This window comes from Planococcus plakortidis, from assembly GCF_001687605.2.
Lineage (GTDB): Bacteria > Bacillota > Bacilli > Bacillales_A > Planococcaceae > Planococcus > Planococcus plakortidis.
Genome location: NZ_CP016539.2, coordinates 707,716 through 726,037 on the forward strand (window position 1 = coordinate 707,716; position 18,322 = coordinate 726,037).

Consider the following 18,322-nt stretch of genomic DNA (forward strand, 5'->3'; position numbering starts at 1 on the left):
GTCAGAATGATTTTTCAGAGGAGGAACCATCAATGGCTAAAGTATTAGCAGTGCTATCAAGTGGACATAAAGATACAGAAAACAATTACGAAACCGGCTGGTGGGCAGAAGAACTGTTCGCGCCGATGGAAGTGTTGGAAAACGCGGGGCACCAAGTGGAACTCGCTTCGCCAAAAGGCGGCAAACCGACACTTGACGAAGTCAGCCTCAGTGAAGAGTATGACCCGGAAGGCAAGTACAAGAAAATGTACGAATCGGGGCGTGCGGATAACACGATGAAACTATCGGACGTCAATCCGGAAGAATACGACGCGATTTTCATCGTCGGCGGCCACGGGGCGATGTATGACCTCGCGGAAGACGAAACGCTTCACGGCATCATCAATTCCGTCTATGACAAGGGCAATATCGTATCGGCTGTCTGCCACGGACCGGCGCCGTTGATCTGGACGAAGCGCCCGGACGGCCAGAGCATCATCGCTGGACTCGACGTGACCGGCTATCCACAAGCCGTCGAACCGGAAGGCCTGCCGGAAATCCTGCCGTTCAGCCTCGAAGGCAAAATGAGCGAAGTGGCCAATTACACCGCTGACGAAAAAGTGGTATGGGGCAATGAACAGTTATTGACGGGCCGCGACCCGTTCGCATCCGAAGCCTTGGCCGAGGAATTGGTGAAGGCATTGGATCAGAAAAATAAATAAGTGATGGACAGGGCGTTGCAGCATCTAGCTGCAGCGCCTTGTTTTTTTATGGAATAAAAGCCGCCGCTAGCCAAAAATTTACACAAAAATTCAGACAACAAGTTGACAGCGCTTTCTTTTCCGTATACCTTTATAGATAACAAGTTAAGAGCTGTGTTGGAGACTGGAGATTCGCACATCGATGAGTCCTTCTTTAAGAAGGGCTGTCATTGATTGCGGATTTTTTTATGGCTTTTTTCACAGCTGTTAATTAATAAAAAAGGAGCAGTGGATGTCGGCGAAATAGGCCGGGGCAATTGGAGTTTCGGCAGGAATCAAAAGACCATTCGAGGAGGAATAGAGGATGAGCAAAAAGTACATTATGTCCATTGACCAAGGAACGACGAGTTCGCGCGCAGTATTGTTTAACCATAAAGGGGAGATCGTGGAAACCGCGCAGCAGGAATTCGAGCAGTTTTTCCCGAAACCGGGCTGGGTCGAGCACGATGCGAATGAAATCTGGACGTCCGTATTGGCGTGCATGGCCGGCGTCTTGCGAAAAGCGGACGTCGAGCCGAGCCAAATCGCGGGAATCGGCATCACCAACCAGCGTGAAACCGCTGTCGTCTGGGACCGCAATACGGGTAAGCCCATTTACAAGGCGATCGTCTGGCAGTCGCGCCAAACCGCTGATATTTGCGGCGAACTAAAAGCGCAAGGACACGAAGAATTGTTCCGCAAGAAAACCGGCCTGTTGATCGATGCGTATTTTTCCGGAACGAAAGTCAAATGGATCTTGGACAATGTCGAAGGCGCCCGGGAAAAAGCGGACAAGGGCGACTTGATGTTCGGGACGATCGATACGTGGCTCGTGTACAAACTATCCGGCGGCGCGGCGCATGTCACCGATTACAGCAACGCCTCGCGTACCTTGATGTACAATATTTACGATTTGGCATGGGACGAAGAATTGCTGGACATTTTGGACGTGCCGAAAAGCATGCTGCCGGAAGTCCGCCAGTCGTCAGAAGTCTACGCCAATACGGTCGACTACCATTTCTTCGGCTACAAAGTGCCGATTGCCGGAATCGCCGGAGACCAGCAGGCGGCGCTATTCGGCCAGGCGTGCTTCGAAAAAGGCATGGCGAAAAACACGTACGGCACCGGCTGCTTCATGCTGATGAACACAGGAGAGGAAGGCGTCGTTTCCGAACACGGCTTGCTCACGACCTTGGCATGGGGCATCGACGGCAAGGTGGAATATGCGCTCGAAGGCAGCATCTTTGTCGCGGGGTCCGCGATCCAATGGCTGCGCGACGGCTTGAAGATTTTGGATAACGCGCCGGAAAGCGAGCGTTATGCGACATCCGTCGACTCAACAGATGGCGTCTATATGGTCCCGGCATTCGTCGGGCTCGGCACGCCTTATTGGGATACGGACGCACGCGGCGCCGTGTTCGGCTTGACGCGCGGCACGACGAAAGCGCATTTCATCCGCGCGACGCTCGAGTCACTCGCTTACCAGACGAAAGATGTCGTCGACGTCATGATCGAGGACGCGGGCATCGAACTGAAAACCTTGCGCGTGGATGGCGGTGCCGTATCGAACGATTTCCTCATGCAATTCCAGAGCGATATTTTGGATGTCCCGGTGGAGCGCCCGGTCGTCCAGGAAACGACAGCACTCGGGGCCGCATATCTCGCAGGTCTCGCGGTAGGCTTCTGGAAAAGCAAGGAAGAAATCGCACAGCAATGGCAGATCGATAAGACCTTCACGAGCGACATGTCAGCGGAGCAAAGTGAAAAACTGTACGACGGCTGGAAACAAGCAGTCGCCGCGGCGCGGAAGTTTAAGTAGTGTCCCTGTGCACGAAACAATTCTAAACGATTCTGACTATTCACTACAATTTATGCTTTATGCATTCTCACACCTGGCAGCGAGTGGCTGTCGGGTGTTTTTGATGCGTGAATTGTGTGGCGCACAGGGACAAAAATCCCGACGCCCAAGAGAAACCCCGTGCTGCACCTCGCTTTCCGGTGAATTTCACGCTAGGAATTGTGTGGCGCACAGGGACACGGCGGGTGGTAGAATGAAAAGAGACAAGAAACAGAAAGGGATGAGCACATGCCACTGCAAATCGTGCGCAACGACATCACCAAAATGACTACCGACGCTATCGTCAATGCTGCCAATTCGAGCCTGAAGATGGGCGGCGGCGTATGCGGGGCGATTTTCCGGGCAGCGGGGCCGAAGCAGCTGCAGGAAGCGTGCGACCGGATTGAGTATTGCGCGGTCGGGGAAGCGGTTCATACCGATGGCTTCGCGCTGGATGCGAAGTTCGTCATCCATACGGTCGGCCCGGTATGGGAAGGCGGAGGTCACAATGAAGAGACCTTGTTGCGCAATTGCTACCGCAACTCGCTGGAACTTGCCGCAGAGCTTGGCTGTGAGTCGATCGCTTTTCCGCTCATCTCGACCGGTATCTTCGGCTATCCGAAAGAACCGGCGTTACGTGTGGCGACGGAAGAGATTGATACCTTTTTGAACTTGCGCGATATGGACGTCTATCTGGTCGTCTTGGACAAGCAGTCGTTCGGCATCAGCCAGAAGCTTTACGAATCGATCGAGACATTCATCAACGAACAGGAAGCCGAGGTCTTGGAAGAAAGGGCTGTCCGTTACCGCGACCGGCACCCGCTGGAAAGCCCGATGTACGAACCGAAAGAGATACTGGAACAGGAACTGAGCCTCGAAGAGTTTCTGGAAGAGGTGGACGAATCCTTCTCGCAGCGTCTGTTCAGGTTCATAGACGACCGAGGCATGACCGATGCCGAGACCTATAAAAAGGCGAATCTAGACAAGAAGCTGTTTTCCAAAATCAGAAACTCTCCAGGCTACACGCCGAAGAAAAAGACCATCCTGGCGTTTGCGATCGCGCTCGAACTGGATCTCGACGAGACGGAGGAACTGCTCGGGACGGCGGGCTACCGCTTGTCGAACAGCCATAAATTCGACTTGATCGTCCGTTATTTCATTGAGCGGGAACAATACAATATCTTTGAAATCAATGAAGCCTTGTTTGCATTTGATGAAGCGCTTCTTGGTTCGTAAAAGATTCTATACAGTTTCTAAATTAGAAACAGCCCTGTTCACGGAACGGGGCTGTTTTATATTTGCGAATTTATCGGACGAGGACTTTCTCCAAAAATTTCTTTGTACGTTCTTCTTGAGGAGATGAAAATAGAACTTCTGGTTTTCCTTCTTCAACAATATAGCCATCCGCGATAAAAACAACGCGGTCGGATACTTCGCGAGCGAAATGCATTTCATGTGTCACAATGATCATTGTCTGGCCTTCTTGCGCTAAATCTTTGATGACAGTTAATACTTCTCCGACAAGTTCAGGGTCTAGAGCCGATGTAGGTTCATCAAATAGCAATACATCTGGTTTTAAAGCGAGAATGCGAGCAATAGCGGCTCGCTGTTTCTGGCCTCCCGAAAGCTGTTCAGGATAGTGGTTTTTATGGGCTGATAAACCAACTTTTTTGAGTAGTTCCTCTGCTTCTGCTACAACTTCTTGCTTGTCTCGTTTTTGGACGATTAGTGGGGCTTCTATAATATTCTCGATAACCGTCTTATGCGGGAAGAGATGGAAGTGCTGAAACACCATTCCAGAGTATTGCTGTATATCGACTTTCTGCTTTTTTGATGGTGTCTTGCCGTTAAAAGTGACAACTACATCTTTAATTTTGAGTGATCCTGAAGTGGGAGATTCCAATAAGTTCAAACACCGAAGTAAGGTGGTCTTACCTGATCCGGACGGTCCGATGATGCTAAGTACTTCGCCTTTTTCAATTTCGAGGGAAATGGACTTTAAGACTTCATTGTCATTAAAGTTTTTGCTGAGCTGATCAACTTTAATCATTTTCAAAACTCCATTCATGTCACGACATAACGATTTGCTTTTTTCTCTAAATAATCCTGCAATACGGTGACAACAGAACAAATTGCCCAATAAATGAGTGCCACTAGAATATACAGCGTCAAGCTTTCATAAGTTTGTCCAACCACGACTTTCGCCCTGTAGAACATCTCGGAAACAGTGATGACCATTGCTAATGAGGTGCCTTTTATAATATCCATGAAAATACTGGATAAAGGAGGCAGAGCAATGCGTGTACCTTGTGGCAAAATGATACGGCGCATAGTCTGCCAGTAAGTCATTCTGAGAGTTTCCGCAGCTTCCCATTGACCTTTTGCTACCGATGAGATCGCCGACCGAATCACTTCTGCCGTATATGCGGAGAAGTGGATACTGATGCCGATGATGGCAGCTGTCAGTGGTTGCATATCGATACCGATCATGGGGAATCCGAAGTATAGGATGAATAGAATAACAAGAAGTGGTGTTCCGCGCATAAATGAGATGAATAGGCGGGCGGGAAAGGACAGCAAAGTTAGTTTATTCATGCGGGCAAGAGCGACGAACAACCCTAGAAATAGAGCAAGAAGCATGCTTACAATTGCGATTAATAAAGTATACCAAGCTCCTTCCAGGATAAACGGAAGAGCCTCTATTGCGACTTCTATGTTAAAAAGATATTCCCATTTAAAATCAGACATATTTTATCTCCTTTAGATGTGCAAGATAGAAAAAAGAGGAATCAAAGGATTCCCCCGGCAGGATTATTCAACATCAACTGGTTTTGTGACGTCAGCTCCTAAAAACTCAAGCGAAATTTCCGTTACGGTGCCGTCTTCAATTAATTCTGTTAGGGCGGCATCAAGTTGCTCTTTCAATTCCGGGCTGTCTTTTTGCATCACTAAACCACTGCTGTTAGGAGAAAACTTTACATTTTCAGCAAGCTTTAATCCAGGTTTATCAAATTGTTCCAGTGCTTGAATCAATACTAAATAATCATTGAGTGTAGCGTCAACGCGCCCTTGCACAATTTCAGGAAGCACAGTATCTGAACCGGTATAGACTACTACTTCAGCGCCTTGTTCTTTAGCATAATCCGAGTAATTGCTCGTCGCGGCTCCACCAACTTTTTTACCTGCTAAATCATCCACTGTGTTAATGCCAGAATCATCACTTTCCCGGACGATAGCTGATCCATAGGAATGCTTGACGGGAACTGTAAAATCAAATTTCTCGAGGCGTTCTTCTGTAATTGAAAAATCATTTGCTGCCACATCGATTTGGCCATTTCTTAATGCGGGCAGAAGACCGTCAAATTCCATCGTTTTAAATTCAACTTCAAGGCCCAGCTTATCTCCAATCGCCCGAACTACTTCCACATCAAATCCAGTCAACTCTTTCGTTGTTTCATCGAAGTAGGTAACCGGGAAATATAAACCTTCTGTACCCACCACTAATTTGCCTGAATCCTCAATTTGTTCCCAGGAATTCTGTTCGCCTGATTCAGAAGCGCTGGCAGAGCTATTGGACTCCTCATTTCCGCACGCAGCTGCAATCAATGCTGTTGTTGAGATCAGTGTGAAAAGCAAAAACTTTTTCGGCTTTTTCATATGTATGACACCATCCTTAATGAAATTAGCGCAACAGCAATGATTCTTCATGAAACCAAACAAAAAACCTCTTCAATAAGAAGAGGTTTGCATCTCAAAAAAAGATTTCAACTCTTCTTATCTCTCAAGCGATTCGCTTGCTGGATTTGGCACAGTACTCGAAAAGAGTCCGCTGCCGAGGTTTCGTAGGGCCAATCCCTCCACCTCTCATGATAAGAATGTATTAACTATTCAGCTATATTAGAACCATACCATCGACATTTAATTAGGTCAATATGTATTCCTATATATTTAGTGGGTTTTATTTTTTGAAAACATTTGAAGTATATAGCTGCTCTGATTTACGTGAATTGTGTTGTGGAATAAGGTGCTTGGTTCGTAAAAGGTCGCTTTCGAAGCGACCTTTTTTCTATGCGAAAATCGTATCCTTGGGGTAGCAAGTAACCCAAAGGAGGAAACGAAGATGAAAAATGAAACGACGGAATTGGTATTTATTCTCGACAAGAGCGGCTCGATGGCGGGGCTGGAACAAGATACGATCGGCGGCTTCAATGCCTTGATCGACAAGCAGCGAAAGCTCCCTGGCGAGGTCCGCGTGACGACGGTGCTGTTCAATCACGGATATGAATTGTTGCACGACCGGATTTCGCTCGAAGGCATTTCGCCGATGACCGATAGCGATTACGAAGTAGGCGGCATGACGGCTTTGCTCGATGCGGTCGGCTCGACGATCCAGAAAATCAGCAACGCGCAAAAAGGGACATTGGAAAAACACCGGGCCGGCCGGGTGATGTTCGTCATCACGACGGATGGCCTGGAAAACTCCAGCTGTGAATACACGTATAGGAAAATCCATGAAATGATTGCTTCCAAGAAGGCGAACGGCTGGGAATTCATGTTCCTCGGGGCGAATATCGACGCGGTCGCGACCGCAAAGAAATTCGGGGTCGATGAGGATTTTGCGGTGGATTACCATGCGGACGCGAAAGGGACGGAATTGAATTACCAAGTGTTGAGCGAAGCGGTGAGTTCGTTCCGGACCGGGAAAAAGATTAGTCGGGAATGGAAGCAGGAGATTGAACGGGATTATGAAGCTCGAGGAAAGAAATAAAGTGAAAAAAGAAAAGTGATTTGCATTTAAAATATTGAAGAATCCGTAATATACTCTGACCCATCGATAAAAGTTTTGATTAAATGCACTAAAAGCACTAATTTATATTTCGATATTAGGGAGTAATGTTATAATTGAGAAGGTTAATATTCGTTACTTAATAATCAAAGATATTACTCTTCTATGCTTTTAGTTTTAAAACTAATCTAAAATACTTTTAATTGAGTGAGATGGGAGATTTCCATAGTGGCAAAAGTTGTAGGGAGAAAAGCTTTAGAGTTTGCATTAGAAACTGCACAAACTGATGCGCTTAAAAAAGGTTTAAAAGGCGAATTAACCTTATTGAAGGTCCTGGAGTCAAAGTTAACAGCTAGCTCAATAGTGATCTGGGATCCTAAATTTCTAGAATTTAAGCCAGACATTTTAATTATCGATCCGAATTTAGGCTTTGTGTTTGTAGAAGTAAAGAATTGGTCACTAGCTTTCGTAGATCAATTTTTTAGCAACGGTAAGTCAGCAACAAAAAAAGGAATGAAATATCCTCTTGGGCAAACAGATAATTATATAAATGAACTTCAGAGATATATTAATACGTTAAGAAAAGATCAGTTAGACATTTATCGTTTGACATCTTCTTTGGTAGTTTATACTGGCTTTTCGAAAGAAGAATTTGAAAAAAGAATAGAAGTGAAAAGTTGGAAAGAGGAAGACTTTCAAAACTATTATAAAAAACATCTGTTTTTAGAGGACTTTGAATACGCTGCATTTCGTAAATTACAATCATCAAAGAAGTTCAATAAAAGTGTCACTCAGGATTTTACCATTGGAGAATTGAGATATATTGCCGATTCACTGGGAGATGATGATGAAGAATTTGAAATGAAAAAAGTTCAGAGTAGGTACTCTGAGAATGGAGTTGCAAATCAAAAATTTATAAGGAGGCATGAAAATAAGGTCACTAAAAAAGTAAGAAAGCTGACCTATTCATTGTCTGCTTTAGCGATTTTTTCTCTACTTATGTTCCTTATTATCCCTCTCGGTGCTGATAGTAATGAAAGCTACGATAAGGCGGTTGAAGATGCTAAATTCGCTATGGCGAATGGGGAATACCAAAAAGCTTTGGGTTTATATGAACTGGCTGTGAATGAAAAACCAGATGACCATGAGACAAAGTTTTTGTATTGGTCTTTACGTTTATTGAACGAATTAACTTTAATAGCTGAAAATGGAGATCAAGATAAGGTCATAGAAAAAATTGATAAATTAAGAGAGACAGATAAAATACCACACCATTTAGAAAGGCATTATCAGGAGTTGTATACAGTAAGTGTCGAAAAGCAGGAGCACGAAAACAAAGTAAAAGAAGGAATAGAGGAGATTGGAATTCTCGTTGCTAGTCAGAAGTTTGATCAAGCTCAATCTTCACTAGATAACTTGAAGACAGATCAATTAACGAAAGAAGAGTTGGATGAAAAAGAAATCAAACTTCTTGCCCTAGCTGAACAAATTGAACAGGGGCAAAAAGAATTGTTAAGGAAACAAGAGGTAGCCGCTGAATCTGAAATTTTAAAAAATCCGATAAAAACAGAAGGGCTAAGTAATAAAAGTGTCTATATGGATAAATTAGGGGGAATTGAAGCTGGATTGGCAGATTTGAATTACTTATACCAAGCTGGCGTCACTTCAAATATTTTAGAAGCGGAATATGAAACTTTGAAAAGATGGGATGATGCTTTAAATGAAATATACGGGGTGTTAAAAACTACCTTAAGTCTTGGGGAGATGGATAGATTAAGAGTTGCGCAGAGAGAATGGATAGTATACAGAGATTATGAAGCGGAGCTTGCTTCCCAAGCATTCGAGGGAGGCACTTTTGAAGAGGTGACACTCGTGTCAGTAAAGCATCAAATAACACGCGATCGTTGCTATAGCTTGGTAGAAAATTTTATGAAATGAGGAGATGGATGTGGCAAACAGAAACTGGAAGTGCAATGAAAAGGTCGAAGCGATTTTCGATAGTTCAAGTGAGTTGGATTGCAAATATCGGTATCTTTTGAAATGTGATTGGGATATTAGTTTGCCCAAAGTGACTTTTGTTATGCTGAATCCTAGTGTAGCTGATACAAATATATGTGACCCAACTTTAAGTAGGTGCATAAATTATGCTAAGAAGTGGGGGTACGGAGGAATTAATGCTGTGAATTTATTTGCTTACATTTCTACGGACCCTAAACAGTTGAAGAAAAAAACCGATCCAGTTGGAAAACTGAATGATAAATATATTATCGAAGCCGTAGAAGATTCGAAACTTGTAGTTTTTGCTTGGGGAACAGAGTATGGAAAGCTAAATAATCGTAATCGGAAAGTTGTTGCTTTATTAAAGACCTATAAGCCACACTGTCTCAAGAAAACAAAAGATGGTGATCCATCGCATCCCCTATATTTAAGTAAAGATTTAACCCCGATTTCTTATTAAAACAAAGCGAGTTGAGCATCTGACATATAAAATTTAAATGAAAAAAGATGAGCCCAAGCAAACATGCTAGAGCTCATCTTTTTTTATTTAAACAGCCTCAACTTCCGAATCCACCTGCTTCGCAGCGCGGTATTTCACAATCTGCGCCACATACCACAGGGCAACAGCCAAGGTGATGACCGAGCCGATCATGGCGGCGATGTGGTATTCCATGTTTAAGCCTTCAGGTGCATAGAAGATGTACATGGAGATGACGCCTGTCATGAACATGGCCGGCACACCGCTGATCCAGTGCATTTTGTAGTTCTTGAGCAAATACATCGTCGCGGTCCACAGCATGAAGGTCGCGACGACTTGGTTGGTCCAGCCGACATAGCGCCACAGGAAGGTGTAGTCGATCGTCGCCATGTAGAACGTCGGGATGGCGAGTGGGATGGTGATCAATAGGATTCTGACGGTGCCGTCGGTCTTGGTGAATTTCGACAGCAGGTCAGATAGGATCATGCGCGACGAGCGCAGTGCGGTATCGCCCGTCGTGATCGGCAAGATGATGACGCCGAAGATCGCGAGGATGCCGCCAAGCGTGCCAAGGAGCGAGATCGAGATTTCATTGACGACGCCAGATGGCCCGCCAGCTGCAAGTGCTGCGCCGAGTCCTTCGGTGCCGTTGAAGAAGGTCATGCCGGCAGCCGCCCAAATCAAGGCGATGATGCCTTCGATGACCATGGCGCCGTAGAAGATTTTGCGGCCGTCGGTTTCTTTTTTCATGGTGCGGGCAATGATCGGGCTTTGCGTGCTATGGAAGCCGGAGATTGCGCCGCAAGAAACGGTAACCATCAATAGCGGCCAGATTGGTAATTCGCCTGGATGCAAATTGCTGAAGGTCAAGTTCGGCATTGGTTTTCCTGAGAACACGAGTGCCACGGCTACTGCGATGGCCATGAACAACAGGATGCCGCCGAGTAGCGGGTAGATGCGGCCGATGATGCGGTTGATCGGCAAGATCGTTGCAAGAACGAAATAAGCAAAAATAAGTGCAAGCGCCCAGATAAAGGAGATCGGCGTGATTTGGGCGATCAATTGAGCAGGGCCAGCCGTGAAGGCAGCCGCTACGAGCAGCATCAACACGAGCGACAAGCCGTTGATGAAGACTTTCGCGTTCTTTCCGAGGTAGCGCCCGACCAGTGTCGGGAATTGCGCTCCACCGTGGCGCATCGACATCATGCCGGAAAAGTAATCGTGGACGCCGCCAGCGAAGATGCAGCCGACGACGATCCAGATGAAAGCGACGGGGCCGTACAATGCGCCAGCTACAGCGCCGTAGATCGGGCCAAGGCCTGCGATGTTCAACAGTTGGATCAAATTGCCTTTCCACCAGCTCATCGGCACGTAGTCCATGCTATCGGCCTGCGCATAGGCGGGCGTTGGCGTTTTGTCGTCGACGCCGAATACCTTTTCGATGAATTTCGAATAAAACATGTATCCCAATATCAATAGTGCAAGTGCTGCGAAAAAAGTAACCATATGCGTCGTCCTCCTGATGTCAGTGATATATCGTATACACATAATAGCATCTTTTTCAGAGAATTAAAGTTAATATTTTGAAAAAACGAATATTTCTATTTATTTATAGCAAACAAACAGAAAGTTGATAAGAGATGTTAATTTGGAAGCGTATTCAATGGGTTTGGAGGACTAAGAGGATTTTAACAACTTTTAAACTAGGATAATAAATCTTGAATTTAATTATCCTAAGATAAAGATAAAAGTCTGGGAGAGGACATGCTTTCAGGAAAAGTGAAGTGTGTGACACAGCGGCGTGATTGCATTATGCTTGAAATCAAGTACATATAGAGAAGAGAGAACTGACATGAAATTCGGAATCATTGGCACGAATTGGATTACCGATCGATTCATCAAGGCAGCGAAGCAGCACCCTGATTTCGATATCGGTGCCGTGTATTCGAGAAGCGAGGAGACGGGACACGCGTTTGCGGATAAATACGGGGTGGATGCGGTCTATACCGACATGAAAAAAATGTTCGAGGAAGGCGGGATCGACGCGGTCTATATCGCTTCGCCGAATGCGTTCCACGCCGAACAGAGCCTGCTCGCGATGCAAAGCGGCGTGCATGTGCTATGCGAAAAGCCGGCCGTTGTCAGCCTGGACGAGATGGACCGGGTGATTGCGGCTTCACAGGAAACCGGCATGACTTATATGGAAGCGATGAAGTCGACCGTGACGCCGGCTTTCCTGCGCCTGAAAGAAGAACTGCACAAGATCGGGCCGATCCGCCGCTACGTGTTCCATTACAACCAGTATTCGTCCCGCTACGATAAATACAAAGAAGGCACTATCGAAAACGCATTCAAGCCGGAACTCGGAAACGGCGCGAAAACGGATCTCGGCGTTTACGGCCTGGCGCCGCTCGTCCATCTCGCAGGCGAACCGGACGCTGTATTGCGCAACCGCTACCTGTTGTCGACCGGTGCGGAAGGGCAAGGCAGCATGATCCTTGATTACGGCGAATGCGAAGCGGTCGTCATGTACTCGAAGATTTCGGATTCGCATTTGCCGAGTGAAATCCAAGGCGAAGAAGGCGTCATCGAAATCGACAAGATCAGCGACCCGCAGCATGTGCTGATCAAATACCGCGACGGTTCGACAGAAGACATTTCCGTTATGCACGAATTCGATACGATGTATTACGAAGTCGCCGAGTTCATCCGTTGCGTACGCGAGGGCCAAATAGAGTCTGCCATCAACACGCATGAAATCTCCCGGCAAGTGACGAAGCTATTGCTTTGATGAAAAACAGCCAACAAAAAAACCGCTTTTCCCGTCCAGCATGTGTGGGGGAAAGGCGGTTTTATTTGTCCAGTTATTTAAGAGCATCACATCAAACCATTCCTTCCACATTTACTGCGTAAATGCGTCGCACATGAATTCGCTCAGCTGACTCTTCAACAATCCATTATCAACTGAACTTCCACCCCGAAATGGTCCGATACGAGCGGCTTGTGGTCGCCATTGAAGATGACTTTCGACGATTTGACCTTGAAGGGTTCGGTGGACAGGATCAAATCGATGCGCAAGTCTTGCTTGTTGTCACTCCAGCCGGTGATTTTGCCTTGGACGGTGATGCCGGCATCTTTTTCCTCGGCCAGTGTGTAGGTGTCGTGCAGCCCATTTTCCAATAAGTAGACATAGCCTTGTTGTTCGAGCGAGGCGTCGTTATTGAAGTCGCCCATCAAAAAAGCAGGGGCATCTGTTTTCATTTGCCCAAGCAGCTGGTCGGCCTGGAATTGGAACGGCTCTTCCACATCGTGCCACCAGCCGGTGTGGCAGGAATAGAACGTGAAGGGCTGGCCTTTGTAATGGATCATTGCGCCGACAATCTTCCGCGTTTTCGGGGAATGCTTGTCGGTGCTTTGGCTGACGAAAAAGCTATGTTCATCGATGACCGGGTGGCGCGTCAAGATCACCAGCCCTTCTTCGTAGCGTCCGTAGACGAGGTGGGAGAAATCCCATACCATCGAATAGCCTGTCACGCCGAGTTGCTCCAGCTCCTGAAGCAGGACCCGTGCGTAATTGTCGTGCTTGACGACATGTTCTGGTTCATCGTCGATCGACTGGTTGACTTCCTGCAAGGCGATGACGTCATACTCCTTTTCGGCAATGGCTTGTGCCAAGTGGCGGATTTTCTCCAGCTGGTTTTCTTCGTGCCAAGCGTGGCAATTCAAAGTCAGTAGTTTCATCGGTTCATTCCTCCAAGAATAGCTATTTTACAGAAAACCCGGACCTAAGCGAAGCAATTCACGCGGGTCCGGGTGTGAAGCTGGCAAGGAAAGCTTTTTAGACTTCTTCGTTCCCGCCAGTGATTTCGATCAGGTCTTTCGTATTCGACTCGACGTGGCCGGAGGTTTTGATGTTCACTTGCTGGCCTTCCTGAAGGCTCGTGAACACGACCGGCGTGATGATGGAGGGAGCGTGTTCGCTAATATAGGCGAGGTCCATTTCCATCAATAACTGCCCTTGTTCAACGAGGTCGCCTTGCTCGACGTGCGCCGTGAAGCCTTCGCCTTTCAAGTGGACGGTATCGATGCCAATGTGGATGAGCATTTCAGTGCCGTCATCCGCTTTCAAACCGATGGCGTGTTTCGTCGGGAACAAGGTGACGACTTCTCCGTTCACTGGAGAGAACACTTTGCCTTCAGACGGTTTGATCGCAAAGCCGTCGCCGACCATTCTGCCCGAAAAGACTTGGTCCGGCACATCGGTGATCGGCAGGATGTCGCCTGTGATCGGGATGCCGAAATCGACTGTGCCGAGGCGTACCGGTGCATCTCCCGCGTCTTTCGCCTGGTCGATGATCTCGGAGACGTCTTGTTTCGTGCGCGGCGTCTTGCCGTTGATGATGTCTTGCATTTGACCGCGCAGATTGTCGGAGACGGGCCCGAAGATCGCTTGGATGTTATTGCCGACTTCCATGACGCCGGAAGCCCCGAGTTTTTTCAATTTATTCTTATCGACTACACTTTTGTCTTCTACACTGACGCGCAGGCGGGTGATGCAGGCATCCAGGTGGGTGATGTTCTGTTGTCCGCCCATCGCTTGCAGGATTTCATAAGGCAGTTCGCCGACAGCTTCGTCGCCGTCTTCGTTTTCTTCTTCGTCTTCACGTCCCGGAGTCATCAAATTGAATTTTTGGATGGCGAAACGGAAGCCGAAATAGTAAATGACTGCGAAGAACAGGCCGACGACGATGACCCAGAACCATTCCGTTCTGCCCGGCATGACGCCGAACAGCAGGAAGTCGATCAAGCCGCCGGAGAAGGTCATGCCGATTTTGACGTCGAGGATGTGCATGATCATGAACGATAGCCCCGCGAATACTGCGTGGATCCCGAACAACACGGGAGCGACGAAAAGGAATGCGAATTCAAGCGGTTCAGTGATCCCTGTCAGGAATGAAGTAAGGGCAGCTGATGCCATGATGCCGCCGACAACTTTCTTGCGTTCAGGGCGTGCGCAGTGGTAGATCGCGAGTGCTGCCGCTGGAAGTCCGAACATCATGAACGGGAATTTCCCTGTCATGAACGTGCCGGCCGTGAATTCGACACCGTCCTGCAGCTGTTCAAAGAAGATGCGCTGGTCGCCGCGGATGATTTCGCCTGCGGCATTGGTATATGAGCCGAACTCAAACCAGAACGGCGAATAGAAAATATGGTGGAGCCCGAAAGGAATCAACGAACGTTCGATGACGCCGAATACAAAGGCCGCCAGTGTGCGGTTCGTTTCCAGCATGAAATGGGACAACGCGTTCAAGCCGTTCTGTGCGAAAGGCCAGACGAGGAACATGGCGATGCCGAGGAACAATGCCGAGAAAGCGGTGATGATCGGGACAAAGCGCTTTCCTGCAAAAAAGCCGAGAAATTGCGGCAAGTTGATATTGAAGAATTTATTGTACATGGTTGCGGCCAGTATCCCGACGATGATCCCGCCGAAGACGCCGGTCTGCAAGGTCGGGATCCCGAGGACCATGGCGTAGGCCGGGTCTGACGTGGCCATGTCTTCCGTGATGCCGCCGACGGCTTTCATCGTGACGTTCATGATCAAATAGCCGATGATCGCGGCGAGGCCTGCGACCCCGTCGCCGCCGGCTAAGCCGATCGCGACGCCGACCGCAAATAGCAGTGGCAGGTTATCAAAGACGACACCGCCGGCTTCCGCCATGACGTGGAGCAAGGACTGGACCCACGGGGTGCCGAAGAATGGTACCGCTTCCACAAATGTGTCTTGTGAAAAGCTTGTGCCGAATGCCAGCAAAATTCCGGCTGCGGGCAAGAGCGCGACCGGCAGCATCAATGCCTTCCCGACTTTTTGCAAAGTACCGAATACGTTAGTAGACATAAAGTTTCCTCCTTTATTGGTAAAACGAAGTGCGAATGCAAATGGCTTGAGCGTGTTTGGCGGAAGTTGAAGCATACAAAAAAGGCATGAGCGGAAAAGGCATCGGTAAAAAAGGGGAGAAGCCCCTGGATTAACCGTTGTACCTTTTCATACTCATGCCTGATCGAATCAGTAACACGTATGAATCAGTTTGTATGGGTCAAGCGCTGCAGATGAATCGTCAGATAAAGCACTTCCGCTTCGTCGACAGGCTTTTTTAATTGGTTTTGCATGACTTTGATCAGCTTCCAAGCCAAATTATAGCACACGGGATATTCGGCTTTCAATAGCTCCTGGAGTTTATTCTCATCGCCCAGCGACTCGCCGTGATGGATGCGGTCAATCGCCCGGTGCAGGTGCTGGATCAGCCGGTGGTGATTGACGGTGTCTTTGCTCAAATCGACTTTCAGCCCGTCTTCGATCAATTGCGTCAGGCGCGAGATGAGCGCATGGTCGCGGTTGATGTCACGCAAGGATTTATCGGTCACGGCGCTGTGGATGTGGAGCGCGATAAAGCCGATCTCGCCTTCCGGGAACACGATGCCCATGCGGTTTTCGAATGCCTTCACGACGCCTTTTGCCACCTGGTATTCTTTCGGATACAAAGACTCGATTTCAAACAGGAAGGAGTTCGAGAACTGCATGTTCTGCTGGATGCGCTTGATGGCGAAAGACAAATGATCCGTCAGCGCTACATGGATGTGTTCATTCAACTCGGTACCCATCTGTTCTTCGATGTATAAGAGCTGGTCGTTGATAAACGCGATGAGGTCTTCAGCGATATGCGGGATCAAATTGACGAATTGTTTCTTTTCCGCCTCGTCTTTTAACAGGAAGGTCTTATCGGCATGGCCAAACGAAATGACATCGCCTTTTTTCCGGTTGAAGCCGAGGCCATTTCCGATCAAGACGACTTCCTTATAGGTATCATGGCGGGCGATCACGACATTGTTATTCAATACTTTCTCGATGGTCAATAGCTGTTCCATGATTTCCTCCATTCAAAAACACGCCTCGATGTGTTAAGCATAATTCAAGTTATACAGGAAATGGGCGTGGGAAAACAAGTTCGAAGTTTGAGAGGTGCTTTCTTGAGTGTCCCTGTGTCAGGCGCAATTCGCTCCACAGAAAACGCATAGGGAGGGGATTTCGGTTTGAATTGGTCCCTGTGTTAGACACAATTTCGATGTCGGTCGGTTGCGTCCCTGTGTTAGACACAATTAGGCATTGAATTCCCTGTGTTTAAAAGGTTTTGTTCAAGACGAAAACCCAAAGAAAAATGCATGAAGGAACTCTCTATTGTAGGGAGCTTTTTCATGCATTTTATATACAAAATAGTGGATGGCCGGTTTTAAGAGTTAATTTCAAACAGGCGTATCATCAGTTTGTACCTTGAACATTTCATATTCAACGTCATCTAATTTACCGGTCCATCGCAAACCTGAAACTTCCGGCAACAAGGAACGATGATCACCCCAGTTTAAGACATGTATGAGTTGAAGTTCTTTTTCAGGGAAGGAAGCAATACTTCTGGCATTGTAGGCAGGCTTATGGGAGTAGATTAACAAACGTTCTGCCAAATCGATATAGGTAGACCATGTGTCTTCATTTAACGGTTGTGCTCCATGAAGCCTGCCAATATAGATTTTATGGTTGTTCGAGTCATTGGTATACAACCAATTTTCCTGAGAAATTCGTTTGCCTAGTGTTTGATAGTCTGCTTTTCCAATATAAAGCAAGACATCACTTCCATACACCGGGTGAGTTCCATAAATTTGATAGATTCCATAGTCAGTTTCGTCATTCATTAAATTGGGCAAGTCCTTTAGTTTATAAGAACCTTCCCATTGGATTTGAATCAAAGTTGATGCAGTGATGGTCATATAATAAGCTCCTTTTAAAAAATAAGATATTATAAAAATATAAGATGATCATAACTTAAATTGTTAAATATTTGTATATTAGTGTATAATTTATAATGCTATTTACACAAATAAATTAATAGTTAAAATGTATTAATTAAGTTAAATGTTTTTAAAGATGAATAGGGGGAAACTTATGAAAATTACTATGGAGATGAGTGAAAAAGCATACCCGATAGCCAAAAGAGTTTTTGCAGGACATCTTACAAGAAATAACGGGAAGATTGAAATCAATAGAATTTCGGGAATGAACGAAGGATCTGCGCAAGCGTACATCATGATTTTTCTGGCTATGATGAGTGGAGAAGAATACAAACGGGCATTTAATAATGAGACAAACAAGTTTTTGTTGGAGAGTATTCGAAAAGATTACGGTGAACAGCGCTTCGTCAATGCATTAAATGCTGTACAGAAGCATATAGATTATTACTCCACTCTCAATAAAGGAAATTTAACAGGTTTGCAAACTATTGTTGATGAGTTAAGGCCATGATTTGTTAAGTTGTTTTGCACATAGTGGGCGAAATATGAAAAAGAATGAAGCCGCTCCGAAAATACGGAGGGGCTTCTTTTTTTTGCTTAAATTGTGTGGTGCACAGGGACGAATTCAGTCATGCGCAAGAGATAAACTCCGCCATATCCATACT

General features: G+C 46.7%; 16 protein-coding genes and 1 riboswitch. Of the genes, 8 read left to right on the forward strand and 8 right to left on the reverse strand.

All coding sequences use genetic code 11. The features are described 5' to 3' along the window. The first annotated feature begins 32 nt into the window (after window positions 1-32). From BBI15_RS03675 to BBI15_RS03685, 3 genes are all read left to right on the forward strand, one after another. Window positions 33-701 (forward strand): type 1 glutamine amidotransferase domain-containing protein, encoded by a 669-nt coding sequence (locus BBI15_RS03675; RefSeq protein WP_068872305.1) that lies wholly within the window; start codon window positions 33-35, stop codon window positions 699-701. A 343-nt stretch (window positions 702-1,044) separates the two neighbouring features. After that, on the forward strand, window positions 1,045-2,538 hold the full coding sequence (gene glpK / locus BBI15_RS03680) for a glycerol kinase GlpK (RefSeq protein WP_068872306.1): 1,494 nt from the start codon (window positions 1,045-1,047) through the stop codon (window positions 2,536-2,538). A gap of 267 nt (window positions 2,539-2,805) precedes the next feature. Beyond that, the gene (locus BBI15_RS03685; RefSeq protein WP_068872307.1) at window positions 2,806-3,792 is read left to right on the forward strand and encodes a macro domain-containing protein; all 987 of its coding nucleotides are present in this window, start codon (window positions 2,806-2,808) and stop codon (window positions 3,790-3,792) included. A gap of 70 nt (window positions 3,793-3,862) precedes the next feature. On the opposite strand, the gene BBI15_RS03690 is transcribed toward BBI15_RS03685, so the two are convergent. From BBI15_RS03690 to BBI15_RS03700, 3 genes are all read right to left on the reverse strand, one after another. Next, complete coding sequence (locus tag BBI15_RS03690) at window positions 3,863-4,606, reverse strand: amino acid ABC transporter ATP-binding protein (protein WP_068872308.1); 744 nt, start codon at window positions 4,604-4,606, stop codon at window positions 3,863-3,865. 14 nt (window positions 4,607-4,620) lie between these two features. After that, the gene (locus BBI15_RS03695; protein ID WP_068872310.1) at window positions 4,621-5,304 is read right to left on the reverse strand and encodes an amino acid ABC transporter permease; all 684 of its coding nucleotides are present in this window, start codon (window positions 5,302-5,304) and stop codon (window positions 4,621-4,623) included. Window positions 5,305-5,367: 63 nt separating this feature from the next. Beyond that, window positions 5,368-6,213, reverse strand: coding sequence for a transporter substrate-binding domain-containing protein (locus tag BBI15_RS03700; RefSeq protein ID WP_068872312.1), 846 nt, complete (start codon window positions 6,211-6,213; stop codon window positions 5,368-5,370). A 114-nt stretch (window positions 6,214-6,327) separates the two neighbouring features. Beyond that, window positions 6,328-6,432: riboswitch (SAM riboswitch) on the reverse strand. A 244-nt stretch (window positions 6,433-6,676) separates the two neighbouring features. Here BBI15_RS03700 and BBI15_RS03705 point away from each other — a divergent pair. The 3 genes from BBI15_RS03705 to BBI15_RS03715 all read left to right on the forward strand — a co-directional run bounded on the left by BBI15_RS03705 (window position 6,677) and on the right by BBI15_RS03715 (window position 9,800). Further along, window positions 6,677-7,324: a vWA domain-containing protein gene (locus tag BBI15_RS03705; protein WP_068872313.1), complete on the forward strand. Its 648-nt coding sequence runs from the start codon at window positions 6,677-6,679 to the stop codon at window positions 7,322-7,324. Between the two features lie 246 nt (window positions 7,325-7,570). Next, on the forward strand, window positions 7,571-9,280 hold the full coding sequence (locus tag BBI15_RS03710) for a lysozyme inhibitor LprI family protein (protein ID WP_068872315.1): 1,710 nt from the start codon (window positions 7,571-7,573) through the stop codon (window positions 9,278-9,280). Window positions 9,281-9,290: 10 nt separating this feature from the next. Then, window positions 9,291-9,800, forward strand: a complete 510-nt coding sequence (locus BBI15_RS03715; RefSeq protein WP_208599442.1) for a DUF1643 domain-containing protein — start codon at window positions 9,291-9,293, stop codon at window positions 9,798-9,800. Window positions 9,801-9,887: 87 nt separating this feature from the next. Here the strand turns inward: BBI15_RS03715 and BBI15_RS03720 are convergent, their stop codons facing one another. Then, window positions 9,888-11,324 (reverse strand): carbon starvation CstA family protein, encoded by a 1,437-nt coding sequence (locus BBI15_RS03720; protein WP_068872317.1) that lies wholly within the window; start codon window positions 11,322-11,324, stop codon window positions 9,888-9,890. A gap of 346 nt (window positions 11,325-11,670) precedes the next feature. On the opposite strand from BBI15_RS03720, the gene BBI15_RS03725 reads away from it, so the two are divergent. Beyond that, window positions 11,671-12,609, forward strand: coding sequence for a Gfo/Idh/MocA family protein (locus BBI15_RS03725; RefSeq protein ID WP_068872319.1), 939 nt, complete (start codon window positions 11,671-11,673; stop codon window positions 12,607-12,609). A gap of 155 nt (window positions 12,610-12,764) precedes the next feature. Here BBI15_RS03725 and BBI15_RS03730 read toward each other — a convergent pair whose 3' ends face one another. From BBI15_RS03730 to BBI15_RS03745, 4 genes are all read right to left on the reverse strand, one after another. After that, a complete protein-coding gene (locus BBI15_RS03730) occupies window positions 12,765-13,559 on the reverse strand; it encodes an endonuclease/exonuclease/phosphatase family protein (protein ID WP_068872323.1) in 795 nt (264 codons plus the stop codon). A gap of 97 nt (window positions 13,560-13,656) precedes the next feature. Continuing rightward, window positions 13,657-15,714 (reverse strand): glucose-specific PTS transporter subunit IIBC, encoded by a 2,058-nt coding sequence (gene ptsG / locus BBI15_RS03735; RefSeq protein WP_068872325.1) that lies wholly within the window; start codon window positions 15,712-15,714, stop codon window positions 13,657-13,659. 185 nt (window positions 15,715-15,899) lie between these two features. After that, complete coding sequence (gene glcT / locus BBI15_RS03740) at window positions 15,900-16,742, reverse strand: glucose PTS transporter transcription antiterminator GlcT (protein WP_068872690.1); 843 nt, start codon at window positions 16,740-16,742, stop codon at window positions 15,900-15,902. Window positions 16,743-17,117: 375 nt separating this feature from the next. Beyond that, complete coding sequence (locus BBI15_RS03745; protein ID WP_068872327.1) at window positions 17,118-17,636, reverse strand: GIY-YIG nuclease family protein; 519 nt, start codon at window positions 17,634-17,636, stop codon at window positions 17,118-17,120. Window positions 17,637-17,811: 175 nt separating this feature from the next. Here BBI15_RS03745 and BBI15_RS03750 point away from each other — a divergent pair, with 175 nt between their 5' ends. Then, window positions 17,812-18,168, forward strand: a complete 357-nt coding sequence (locus BBI15_RS03750) for a hypothetical protein (RefSeq protein ID WP_068872329.1) — start codon at window positions 17,812-17,814, stop codon at window positions 18,166-18,168. The last annotated feature ends 154 nt before the right edge of the window (window positions 18,169-18,322 follow it).